This window comes from Echinimonas agarilytica (assembly GCF_023703465.1).
Lineage (GTDB): Bacteria > Pseudomonadota > Gammaproteobacteria > Enterobacterales > Neiellaceae > Echinimonas > Echinimonas agarilytica.
Window position 1 is genome coordinate 186428 of sequence record NZ_JAMQGP010000004.1, and the last position, 12496, is coordinate 198923.

Sequence of the window (12496 nt, forward strand, 5' to 3'; positions counted from 1 at the left end):
TCATGAAAAGTATCGTTATCACCCTGATTGGAACAGACCGTTCAGGGATCGTAGACGAAGTGTCTCAGTGCTTGATGGCACATCACGGCAATTGGCAAGCTTCAAGCATGAGCCTCATGGCCGGACAATTCGCAGGAATTGTAGAAGCTCGCATTCCTGAAGAGCAACTATCAGCCGTTCGTCAATCGCTAGGCCAACTCGAAGGCCTCACAGTACAAGTGGTTGATGGACACGCGATTGAAGCGACAGAAGCACTGTCGATCGATTTTCAAGTCACAGCCAACGATCGCCCCGGTATTATCCAACAAGTCTCGAGCTGTTTAGCCGCGAACAAGGTGAACGTGCTCGAACTCGACACTCGCTGTGAAAGCGCAGCACACTTTGGCGGAGACTTGTTCATTGCAGAAGTGCATGCACAATTGCCAGCGGGACTCACAGAAGATGACTTAAAAACGGCACTGGAAGCACTGTCTGACGATTTGATTATTGATACTGAGTAAATCAGTCATTGTAAGCAAAGCGTAAGAATTTGTGCGTATGATGGTTCGCCTCTTGATCATAGGATGGAAGTATTAATGAAGTCTCAGCGGCCAAAGCTACATGTGGAAAAGGAATTAAGTTGGTTATCGTTTAACGAGCGAGTGTTACAAGAAGCCGCTGATAAATCAGTCCCGATTGTGGAACGCGTTCGCTTCTTGGGTATTTTTTCCAATAACCTCGATGAGTTTTTTCGAGTTCGGGTTGCTAACGTTAGACGTAGAATTCTGATTGAGAAAGAAAAGTCAAAACGAGAAAAGACCAAAGAATTACTTTCAGCGATTCAAAACAAAGTGTTGAAGCTGCAAAAAGATTTTGACGACATTTATATGGAAATCATTATCGGCTTGGCCCGCCACAACATATTCCTGATTAATGACACTCAACTTTCAGAATCACATGGCCGCTGGTTACGCAAGTACTTTCGAGACAATATCCTGCCGCATATTGCTCCAATTATTGTCACTAACAGCATCGATTTAGCCCAAGTCCTTAAAGACGATTTGACCTACCTCGTCATTGCGCTGAAATCTCAAGATAAGGTGGAATACGCACTCATCGAGGTGCCATCCGATCGCGTCTCTCGCTTTGTGAATTTGCCGCATGAAAAAGGCCGTAAGAAGAAAAGCATGATCTTGCTCGACAATATCATTCGATATTGTTTGGACGATATTTTCCAAGGCTTTTTCGAATATGATTCAGCGACTGCCTACTCAATGAAAATGACGCGAGATGCCGATTTTGATTTAAGCGAAGACGTTGATTTATCCATTCTTGAACAAATGTCTGACGGTCTAAAACAACGCCTTACCGGCAAGCCAGTAAGGTTCGTACATGACCGAGAAATGCCAGATTCTATGATTGAGTTTATCAAGTATAAGCTTGGTATTGTGTCATACGACTCTGTGATCCCAGGTGGTCGCTACCATAACTTTAAAGATTTCATTGGTTTTCCAAACGTTGGGCGTGCTTACTTGGAAAACAAAAAACTTCGAGCGTTAGATTGCGCCGATTTTGATCGTCATACACACAGTTTTGAAGCCATTTCAGCCAAAGATATTTTACTCTATTACCCTTACCATAAATTCCGTTATTTCACCGACTTCCTACGCCAAGCCGCCTTCGATCCGGCCGTGAAGACTATCAAAATCAGTATTTATCGAGTGGCCACTAAAAGTCAGGTTATTAAATCACTGATCGATGCAGCAGAAAACGGTAAACAAGTCACCGTCATTGTTGAGCTACGAGCACGGTTTGACGAGGAAGCAAACATTGATTGGGCTCGAGAGCTGACGGAATCAGGAGTCAAAGTGGACTTTGGTGTTCCCAGCCTTAAATGCCACACCAAATTGTGCCAGGTGGCGCGACTTGAAGGAAATGAACTGGCATATTACAGTCATGTTGGAACCGGTAATTTCCATGAAAAAACCGCTCGAATTTATACCGACTTTTCGTTATTCACCAAAAACCCCGAAATCAACGAGGAAGTCATTAACGCCTTCGATTTCATTCAAAACGCTTACAAACGTTACCGTTTTAAGCATTTGATCATTAGCCCTAATGATACGCGCCGCCGTATTTACAAGCTCATCGATCAAGAAATCGAGTTTGCCAATCAGAACAAAAAATCAGAAATATTCATTAAAGTAAATAACTTAGTCGACACGGGGCTGGTGAACAAACTCTACGCTGCGAGCAATGCTGGAGTGAAGATCCGTATGATTATTCGCGGCATGTGTTCTTTGGTGCCGGGCGTGCCAGGGCATAGCCAAAATATTCAAGCCATCAGTATTGTCGACCGCTTTCTTGAACACCCGCGCGTATTTGCATTTCATGCCGGAGGGCGACGCGATGTGTTTATTTCGTCGGCAGATTGGATGACTCGAAACATCGATCACCGGGTCGAAGTCGGCTGCCCAATTTATGATGAAACCCACAAAAAAACAATTCTGGGCATCATGGAATTACAATGGAGTGACCGCGCTAAGGCCAGAGTTATCGACAAAGAGCAAACAAATCCTTATAACCCTAGAGGGAATAGGAAAAAAATTCGCTCGCAAATCGTCATTCATGACTATTTGAAAAGTATTGAAGAGAAGTCTAAAAATCGTGGAAAACAATCCGACTCATGAGCAATCTCCTCTCAAAGAGGAAGTGATTGCAGCGCTCGACTTAGGTTCCAATAGCTTTCACATGGTGATTGCTCGCATTGTTGAAGGCAACCTACAAATCCTGTCGCGCCACAAAGAAAAAGTCCGTTTAGCGGCGGGCTTAGAAGATGACCTCAGACTGAATCAAGAAGCCTTTGAACGCGGGCTCGCCTCACTTGCTCGGTTTAACGAGCGCTTACAACCTTTTGAGGGGACCAGCGTTCGCATTGTTGCCACCCATACTCTTCGGCGCGCAATCAATGCAAAAGATTTTCTAGAACAAGCCGAAAAAGTGCTATCACACTCAGTGGAAGTCATTTCGGGCTACGAAGAAGCTCGTCTCATATTTCAGGCAGTGGCACACAATGAGGTCACCAAACACAATACGTTGGTGATTGATATTGGTGGCGGAAGCACCGAGCTTGCTATTGGCAGCCAGTTTGTTGAGCACGCTCTGGCAAGCCGTTCAATGGGGTGTGTGAGCTTCACCCAAAAATATTTTGCCAAAGGCATTACCAAACAAGCTTTCAAAAAAGCCGTGATTGCTGCGAAGCAAGAGTTAGAGCCCATCACCAAAGGCTTTAAAAAAGTAGGCTGGAAACAAGTTCGGGCTACATCCGGCACCGCTTCAGCACTCGCTGAATGCGCCAAAGAGTTTGGTTATGACGCTATCTCAAAAGGCAGCCTGCAAGACTTACAAAAACGTCTGATCGAGAATGATGGGCGGCTCGAGTTAGCCGGCATCTCGCCCGATCGAATGCAGGTCATTGCCGGCGGTCTTGCTGTGATGCTTGCCATCGTGAATACCTTTGAGATCGCCGCCATTGACTATTCCCCAGCCGCCCTGCGCGAAGGGGTTTTGTATGAAATGCATGGTGGGCTAGAGCACGACAATGTTCGTGTTCGTTCGCGCGATAGCCTTCAAAAACGCTATAACGTCGACTTACATCAAGCCAAATCTGTCAACGATGCGGCCAACTGGCTCTGGCACCAACTGGCTGATGATTGGCAATTATCAGCAGCTTCGCTCAAGCTTTTAGGTTTCGCTGCACAACTTCATGAAGTCGGGTTCGATATCAACTCGTCGGCAATTCAACGTCATTCTGCTTATATTATTGAACACACAAATATGGCCGGTTTTAACCGGGATGAGCAATTGGTACTGGCTAATTTGGTTCGCTTTCATCGTAAACGATTACAACTGAACAACATTTTGCCCATTGAGAAGTTAATGAAAGACAAGACATTGATCCGTCTTATTCGAATTCTTAGGGTCGCTGTGTTGTTAAATATTGGTCGCCATGGTTATGAATTGCCCATAAGTGCAAAAGCGGAAGGCAAAGTTATGACACTCGTATTCGATGCCGACACCTTGGAACAACAACAGTTATTAGCCGCCGACCTGGAGCGCGAAAGTAGCTTGATTAGTGCAGCTGGTTTTGAGCTAAAAATTGTGGCCGAAACCTAATATGACGCGTTAATGGTGTCGTTGTGAGTAGGATTGCACAACGGCACTTAAGCCCCCTTCCCCCCACATCAATTCAAATGATGTATCGTGCATTAATGCACGAGATTCAGCGCATCCAAGCAGAGAAACCTCGTTCAAAAGTGGTTGCTGGCCTAAATTTGCTACGCAAATGACATAGCGCCCTGGATCTAAAGCGATGTCAAATACCCCCTGATTCACAATGGCTATCCCTTGATATTTAGATTGCTCAGCACTGTCATTTAGATGAGCTTCAGCCATAAATACAACATAGCCAGTGTCATATGGAAGGTTTGGTATTTGCGGTGTATCACTCAAGTAATGCACTGTTCCACTCGCACGAATACCGCCAAGGTGAGCATGATTGATGAGCGCGATACTTGCAAAAGTCATATTCATGCAAACCATGCAGCTTAGCCATATGGCAAACACCCCAGTCCGTTTCATGCTCTCTCTCTTTTGATATTGATAACAAAAGGGGCCGATGGCCCCTTATTCATTTCAGTCATTCAATCAAAGATTGAACTTATTCAAGTGCGCAACCAGGGCGAGTACACTCCAATACAGCCAAGCGCATATCGATGATGTTGATGTTGCCATCATCATTCATGTCACATTTGCTACCACATGCACTACCTGTTGTTGCCTTATTGCGATCCGAACTAATGAGAATCAAATCGTTGCGGTCAACATCACCATCGTTGTCGGCATCACCTTTGATTTGAGCTTGGACGAGACTCACGTCAATCATCACAGAGTCCGTCGTTTGGAGTCCACCTTGATCTGTACAAGTCATGGTAATTGTATGCTGGCCTTCGCTTAAACGACGAATGCCCAGCTCGGTGCCAGTGCCCAACTCCGTCACTATGTTAGCGCCATTGCCGATATTACCGTTGATGCTGCTCGACCACTGAACCGTTGCAACTTCGCCGTCTTCTGCATCATAGGTATATGCGTCCAACAATATGGGTTGAACTCCTACAAAAGCAGCATTGTTCATAGGCTGATTAATGGTACATTCCGGCGCACTGTTAGGCGTTACAAAGGGGCCGTCCGATTCATCGCTAGCAACATGGAACCCATCTGATGCTTGAACACGAATAAGGCCTTGGTCAGTTTTGCCTAGGTCATTCAAATCAACGTCGAGCATGGTGTCTGTATAATCAGATACCAAGGTTTCCCAGGTAACGCCATTGTCATCACTAAATTGAACTGTGTAGGACAATGAATCGCCGTCGAGATCCGATGCTGACCAAACTAAAGTCACCATTGGAGGATTCAAGATTTCACCACCATTTGGAAACACGACTTCGACATCAGGCTTGTTAGCCGAAGCTGGCAACATGCCGATCTCATTACCCGAAGCTTGATTAATGACCGAGTACTGGGCAGTGCGATCATTGAACAATACCGGAATCATCATTAAGCCCTTCTCTTCACTGGGCCCATTTTGTGGTGATCCTGCAACCGCATCAGAGTGCATCATCGATGGCGAAAACGATATACGTTCAAGCTCATTACCAAGGTCATCAGATGCAACCAGCCAATATTCATCGCCCGGCATGGTCGGGGGAATAACCGTGTCGTCTACGCTAAACGAAGCAGGCGCTTTGAACTCAATAGAGTCGCCACCCACATTGATAATACCGCGTAGCAAACGCCAATCCTTCAACAACGACAGATCAGCAGGCGGAACATAAGGTACAAAATTCAGTACATCAAATGTGCTGTTGATGTAATTGCTGATATTGCCGTAGTTAAACTTAGACGGCCAGCGATAGCCTGGGCAGTAGCTCATCATTGCGAAGGTTTTGCTCGGGTCTACCACTAAGTTGCGTTGGCTATCCCAACCAAAAATTAGTTTGTCATCGCCTAAGTTCATCGGACCAATGGTGGAACGTTGCGTCCCTGAAACGGTATGAACATACGGAAAATCAGGTGCATGGCTGTCGCCAAATGATCCACAAGGACCTTTCTTATAACCCATTAGAGTCCCTACTTGAGAGGCACTCACTGCATGATGAATTCCCATCGTATGAGCAATCTCATGCCCATGACGATTTCTCCCGTAGCTATTGCCATCTACCATAACACCTGCAGAGACAGAGCCCGGAATCGCGTTTGCTTGACCACCGGTCGCGCCAGCTCCCGACAGCAAGGTGCCACCTTGATTCACTGCACCGTAATACAAGCGCTCACAACCAATAGGAAACCCTTTCCAACAAAAATCGAGAAAACGCATAGACTCTAAACTGGCCAATACATCAGCCACTTGAGGCTTACCATTGCCCATGTCTAATGTTGTGTGTGTACGGTCAATACTCGACACAGGGAAGGTTGCAAGTAGTCGTTGCTGTAATTCGTTCAAGTCGGAATTTGATGTTTCGACCGTGCTTCCACCATCGGTATATTTGATTTTAACCAGCTTCACTTCTAGCTCAGATGCCGGTGAAAAATTGGCGATGGTGCTACAATCATTCGGCGCAGGTGCAGCAACATCCTCACAGGTTAATGTGCCGCCGACACCTTCGAGTTCTAGTTCAACATTGCCAGTTAACCAACTATCAGGCAGTTGGAAATTAAGGCTGTCACTCAATACGTCCCGGCGATCGAGCGCGTTAGGTTTAGCTGTAATCGCTCCTCCTGCGTTCACCGCAGTCAGCGGAGAGCCCGCCAATGGAATACCATTACGAGACCCCTTTAAGCGAGCCGTGGCTTTTACCGGATCGTTGCCGTCGGTTGGTTCGATATAGGTTCGAACCAGTGTTTTTTTACCTTCAATTAGTCCCACTGAGTTTTCTAAATCTTGGATCACCTGCGTCACTTCTAGCCCCACAATGGTTAGAGGTTCGCCCAAACACAATGAACCGACGAAACTAGCAAATTCAGTAAAATTTTGAATGACAAATACACCGCCGCCGCCAAATACATGGGGACCGAAATCTGCCTGAGCATCTGCCGCATCAAAATATGGTAAATCCTCAATCGCGATAACGCTGAAGCGGTCTAGCTCAAATGGTGCAGATTTAGCAGCCGCTAAAGTGCTAGCCACAGTGGGTCCGGTGTTTCGGCTCCCATCCGTTGACAAGCAGTACGACTGAAAGTCATCTCTTATGGCTCCGCGAGTCAGTAAGTGTGCTGTACTTGTCTCAATTCCTCGACCAGGGCCGGTGCCAGAACGATACTGACGCATTGCATTTACAGCGTTAATCGCAGTTTGCGCAGCTTGCTCCGAATCGATGGCTTGCAATGCAAATTCAACACGAGCCGAAACGGAAAACTGCACTACGGCAACTTTGACGCTGCCATCGCGAGGAACAACCAGTGGATCTTGAAGTGCAGCTACAATGCCGCTGCGCTGTATATTCCAATCTGACGAACTAATACTGCCGGAGCCATCCACAACAAAGACTAAGTCTGTTGCGGCTTTGGCCGAAAAAGCCAATGAAACACTTAATACGATAAACGATGCCCATACTGTAATGAGCTTATGAATCACTTTGTTTGTCCATAACATGAGTCAATTCTCCTGTGGAGTATTGTAAAATTGCCAAACGAACACGCTACCGCTGCACCTCCAATGGCGCGGCATGATCTAAGGCATGTGTGAATAAACTGCTGAGCGACGACTAGTCCGTTCGTTCGCTCATGGCTGTGCCTGAATGATCGATATAGGAGGCTTGCCAAACAAGAACTGGCGGTTCTTGTCCTTCGGCCCATTGCACAGAGAAAGGTTGGGAGCCTGTTTGCCCGGGTGACAAATCACCAAAATACAGCTGGTCAAGCGGTTCATCAGTGGGGCTGAGCGTGACATCAGATATGGCTTGAGTACTGATGTTTTCAGCATGAAGAATAAAGCTCACTTCGCCTTCTCTTTTATCGGTCACTTCATAGGTAATAGAGACGGAGCTTGCAATACTGGAGGTTGATAAGACAGCACATCCTACCGCTGCCAATGCAGATAAAGTAGATTTAACAATATTCATGAGAGCATTTCCTTGCGCGTATGAATTCTTAAAGAGTCGCTTTTGACTTCCTAAAGCGCTTATGACTTGATTGATTTACGACAGGCCAGTAGGCCTAAACACATCAGCAGCATAACGCTGGGTTCTGGAATACTAGAACTACTTGGGTTCGTGGCTTTGATGATACTAACGTTTGCGCCCGTTGCTCCTGTCACACTCAAAGCTCCGCCTCCAGCCAAACTGAGCAATGTGGGTGGCACAACGTCAAAGACTGCATCTCCTGTGGCAATAGCCTCAAAGTCTGCTTCAAACAATTCAAAACTTGCAGGTTGCAGAGCACTCAAGTCGGCAAATGACTCAAATGATACTTCGAACGCATTCAATACACTGAGATTTGGCGAGTGTGACGACAAGCTTCCAAAGAGTCCCGCATCGAGCCCGTTGCCAAACCGAATATCTGAGAATTGAAGCAGTGAATTGTCAAACCCTAAATTAATGTCAAAGGCACCTAGCGAAGGAGCGCCGGGTGAATTTAAACCCTCGATCTGAACACTAATTGAAACAACATCCCCAACATTGATATCGGTGTCAGATGGTGTGGCTGAAAGTAATAAAGCATGGCTTTGAGGCATACCAACAAATACCAACACGCATATTGCAGCACAATACGTACGTAATTTTTTAAACATGTTTTAGTCCTTTAAATAGTCAGCTCGCAGATTAACTTCAACAACATCCTGTCGCTGACATGAGCATCACTAGCATGACTTCACTAGCCGTTCACTGACCTCCTAAATACTGCGCCTCCACTCCATTTAGTCACATCTCATTTGTTTCATTTGAAAACCAACAACCACGATATACGATGAGATAACGCCAGCTGGTCAAAAAAGCAGCAATCTATGGACCAAGCTTTGTAAAGTTTTGAGAGTGGGCATGTTTAACAAAGGGTTTACATAACAATTTTATGGTTTCTATTGGTTAATGTAAAAAAAACTGACACTTTAAACACAAAAAAACCGGCCAGAGGCCGGTTCTTCGTCGTTAACTTAAGGGGTAAGGCTTAGTTCAAACCCAATTTTTTCAAGTCAGCAGACGTTACTTTTGCTGGTACAGGGATGTAACCGTCTTTCTCAACAATCTTTTGACCTTGTGAAGACAACATGTATTTCACGAATTCAGCTTCAAGTGGAGACAAGTCACGGTTAGGGTGTTTGTTCACGTAAACGTACAAGTAACGAGACAAAGGATAAGCTCCTGTTAACGCGTTAGCCATTGTTGCTTCAACGTAAGTTTTGCCATCCTTTGACAAAGGAACAGCTTTCACACCCGATGTGAGATAGCCAATACCTGAATAACCAATTGCGTTTAAAGAAGCAGAGATAGACTGAACAACAGAAGCAGAACCAGGCTGCTCATTTACAGAAGATTTAAAGTCGCCTTTACACAATGCCTTGCTCTTGAAATAACCGTATGTACCCGAGACCGAGTTGCGTCCATACAACTGCAAATCACGGCTAGTCCAGTCACCAGGAAGGCCTAATTGACCCCAGTTGTTTGTATCTTGAGCTTCACCACACTTACGCGTGCTTGAGAAAATCGCATCAACTTGCTTAATTGTTAAACCTTCGATTGGGTTGTCTTTGTTTACAAAAACAGCCAAGGCATCGATAGCAACCCGAATAGGAGTTGGCTTGTAGCCATATTTTTTCTCGAATGCTTCAACTTCACCCGACTTCATTTTACGGCTCATAGGACCGAAGTTAGAAGTGCCTTCTGTTAAGGCTGGCGGAGCTGTAGAAGAACCAGCGGCAGCGACTTGCACTGTCACGCTTGGGTAGAATTCATTGCTGAACTCTTGAGTCCAGAACGCCATCATGTTGGCTAAAGTATCTGAACCTGTAGAAGAAATTTTACCTGAAATGCCACTAACAGCTTCGTATTTTGGCAAATCTTTATCGACTGCAAATACATTTGCTGTGAATACAGCTGCGGTTACGCCCAGCGCTGCAGCAACTTGTTTCAATTTCATGGTGACTCCGTCAAAAAAATAAGTATTACAAAGTTAAATAAATCGACGACAGTATTGCTGCGTTAAATGACAGTTAGATTAACTAAATATTACAGTTTTATGACTATATAATGGACCGTGCTAGAAGTTACTTTTTAACGACCAGTTCAGCTGGAATAACGAAGCTGAATGTTGATCCAACCGTTAAGCTCGATTGGATCTTGAGCTTCGAGCTGTGATGGCTCAATGCATGTTTCACAATCGCAAGCCCTAAACCTGAGCCTCCAGTTTTTCGAGAACGAGCCCGATCAACACGATAGAAGCGCTCGGTTAAGCGCTGAATATGCTCAGCCCCAATTCCGTCCCCGTTATCACTGACCAAGAAGCAAGCATTACCGTTTTGTGAATACCAGCGAATGTCAATTTCGCCTTCAGGTTGAGTGTAATGCACAGCATTAAAAATCAAATTCGAAAATGCGGAACGCATTTCCATCAAATCACCTTTTATGTTGAGGCCAGACTCAACTTCAAGTGTAATTTGCATAGCTTTTTCTGCGCCTAAAGCTTTCGCTTCCTCAGAAATGATATTCAGTAATGAAGGGACATCAATCTCATGGTCTAAGTCAGAACGCTCGGCTGCCTCAATACGCGATAGCGTAATCAGTTGTGATACTAATGAATCCATTCTGCGAGTTTGTTCGAGCATCATGCCATGCGCTTTCTGCCACATTTCGGGCGGCAAAGCTTGAGGGTCTTCAAGCATTTCAATGTACCCCTGCACCACTGTCAATGGCGTACGGAGTTCATGACTCACGTTGGCAATAAAGTCACGACGCATTTGTTCCATGCGGTTCCATTGTGTGACATCGCGCACCATCAATAAAATTTGCTCGTTGTCGTATTGCATCATCCGAAATTCAACCATACGCATGGCTTCACCCGGCGCTGGAAGCACCATGACTTCTGAACGTTCAGCATTGCTGACATAGCGAACAAAGTCGGGGTGACGAATAAGGTTATCAATGCGTTGGCCGGCATCTTCAGGCCAACGAAGACCTAACAAACGTTGAGCTAACTGATTTGACCAAACGATAGTGCGATCGGCGCTAATCACAACAGCGCCATCAGGCAATGCCTCGGCGCCTTGTCGGAATCGCTTTAGGAGTTTTGCGAGATCTTTTCGGCGACGACGATTACGTTGCTGCAGTCGATATAAACCGTCATAAATAACTCCCCAAGAGCCTGCACCATCGGGGGGCGAGAAACGCTTGTCGCGCCAGAGGTAACTCGATAAGCGGCGCATGTGCTGATAATGCCAAAACAACAGCCCCGCAGCACCGACACCTATCATTTCAAGTGGAGCGTTAAATAACCAGCCAATCAACCCTAACAACAATAATACTGCGAATAGCGCAACAAACGTGGGCCAACCTATCGAACGCTCTCTCATGCACAACCTAACTAACTTGGATTAAATCAGACGCGAGCAGAAAAACGATACCCTGCACCACGAACTGTCTGAATCATTTTGTCGTGACCATCTTGCTCAATCGCTTTACGTAAACGGCGAATATGAACATCAACGGTGCGGTCTTCAACATAAATGTTGGTTCCCCATACTTGATCCAGTAACTGTTCACGGCTGTAAACACGCTCCGGATGAGTCATGAAGAAGTGCAGCAGTTTAAACTCTGTGGGGCCCATGTCTAGTGCATCTTGTCCACAAGTGACTCGATGACTCACTGGATCCAATCGTAATCCATGGACTTCGACCTGATCATCCAAGCCAGTTGGGTTCACGCGACGAATCACAGCTTTAATACGAGCCATAAGTTCACGCGGTGAAAAAGGCTTTGTAATATAGTCATCTGCACCGGCTTCTAAGCCACGTATTTTATCTTCTTCTTCACCACGAGCGGTCAGCATGATGACAGGGATTTGGCGGGTAAACTCGTCTTTTTTCATTTTCTTGGCGAGTTGAACACCGCTACCACCAGGTAGCATCCAATCGAGCAAGACTAAATCAGGATAAGGTTCAACCATGAGTTGCATCGCCTCATCATAATCTTCGGCTTCAATTGGTTGATAACCATTTTGATCCAATACGAACACCAACATCTCTCTAATCGGTGCTTCATCTTCCACTACAAGAATTCGTCTAGCCATAATCCGTCACTCTACCTTATCTGTATATGGGACAAGGGTTTGCATTGTATCCCCAAAATTCGAGGCTCATTATCCGAGTCAAACGTGTCACTTTTATGACATTTGTTACAGATATTAGCAAACAAAATGACGACATCACGAAACTAGCATGGCATTTCAATGAAGCATACGTGACACATTT

General features: G+C 45.6%; 10 protein-coding genes. 3 read left to right on the top strand and 7 right to left on the bottom strand.

Annotated elements, in window-relative coordinates; translation table 11 throughout:
* Positions 1–2: 2 nt before the first annotated feature.
* The 3 genes from NAF29_RS10890 (at position 3) to NAF29_RS10900 (ending at position 4155) form a co-directional block, all read left to right on the top strand.
* Positions 3–500 carry a glycine cleavage system transcriptional repressor gene (locus NAF29_RS10890; protein WP_251261591.1) on the top strand — a complete coding sequence of 166 codons (498 nt, stop codon included), beginning with the start codon at positions 3–5 and terminating at the stop codon, positions 498–500.
* 75 nt (positions 501–575) lie between these two features.
* Positions 576–2669, top strand: coding sequence for a polyphosphate kinase 1 (gene ppk1, locus NAF29_RS10895; protein WP_251261592.1), 2094 nt, complete (start codon positions 576–578; stop codon positions 2667–2669).
* The gene (locus tag NAF29_RS10900; protein WP_251261593.1) at positions 2647–4155 is read left to right on the top strand and encodes a Ppx/GppA phosphatase family protein; all 1509 of its coding nucleotides are present in this window, start codon (positions 2647–2649) and stop codon (positions 4153–4155) included. The genes ppk1 and NAF29_RS10900 overlap by 23 nt, the downstream gene beginning before the upstream one ends.
* Before the next feature lie 9 nt (positions 4156–4164).
* On the opposite strand, the gene NAF29_RS10905 is transcribed toward NAF29_RS10900, so the two are convergent.
* The 7 genes from NAF29_RS10905 to phoB all read right to left on the bottom strand — a co-directional run bounded on the left by NAF29_RS10905 (position 4165) and on the right by phoB (position 12315).
* Positions 4165–4620, bottom strand: coding sequence for a hypothetical protein (locus NAF29_RS10905; RefSeq protein WP_251261594.1), 456 nt, complete (start codon positions 4618–4620; stop codon positions 4165–4167).
* A gap of 79 nt (positions 4621–4699) precedes the next feature.
* Complete coding sequence (locus NAF29_RS10910) at positions 4700–7690, bottom strand: DUF1194 domain-containing protein (protein ID WP_251261595.1); 2991 nt, start codon at positions 7688–7690, stop codon at positions 4700–4702.
* A 112-nt stretch (positions 7691–7802) separates the two neighbouring features.
* Complete coding sequence (locus tag NAF29_RS10915; protein ID WP_251261596.1) at positions 7803–8159, bottom strand: hypothetical protein; 357 nt, start codon at positions 8157–8159, stop codon at positions 7803–7805.
* 59 nt (positions 8160–8218) lie between these two features.
* A complete protein-coding gene (locus NAF29_RS10920; protein WP_251261597.1) occupies positions 8219–8827 on the bottom strand; it encodes a cohesin domain-containing protein in 609 nt (202 codons plus the stop codon).
* Positions 8828–9201: 374 nt separating this feature from the next.
* Positions 9202–10170: a PstS family phosphate ABC transporter substrate-binding protein gene (locus tag NAF29_RS10925; protein ID WP_251261598.1), complete on the bottom strand. Its 969-nt coding sequence runs from the start codon at positions 10168–10170 to the stop codon at positions 9202–9204.
* Positions 10171–10297: 127 nt separating this feature from the next.
* Positions 10298–11599: a phosphate regulon sensor histidine kinase PhoR gene (gene phoR / locus NAF29_RS10930; RefSeq protein WP_251261599.1), complete on the bottom strand. Its 1302-nt coding sequence runs from the start codon at positions 11597–11599 to the stop codon at positions 10298–10300.
* A 26-nt stretch (positions 11600–11625) separates the two neighbouring features.
* A complete protein-coding gene (phoB, locus tag NAF29_RS10935) occupies positions 11626–12315 on the bottom strand; it encodes a phosphate regulon transcriptional regulator PhoB (RefSeq protein WP_251261600.1) in 690 nt (229 codons plus the stop codon).
* Between the last annotated feature and the right edge of the window lie 181 nt (positions 12316–12496).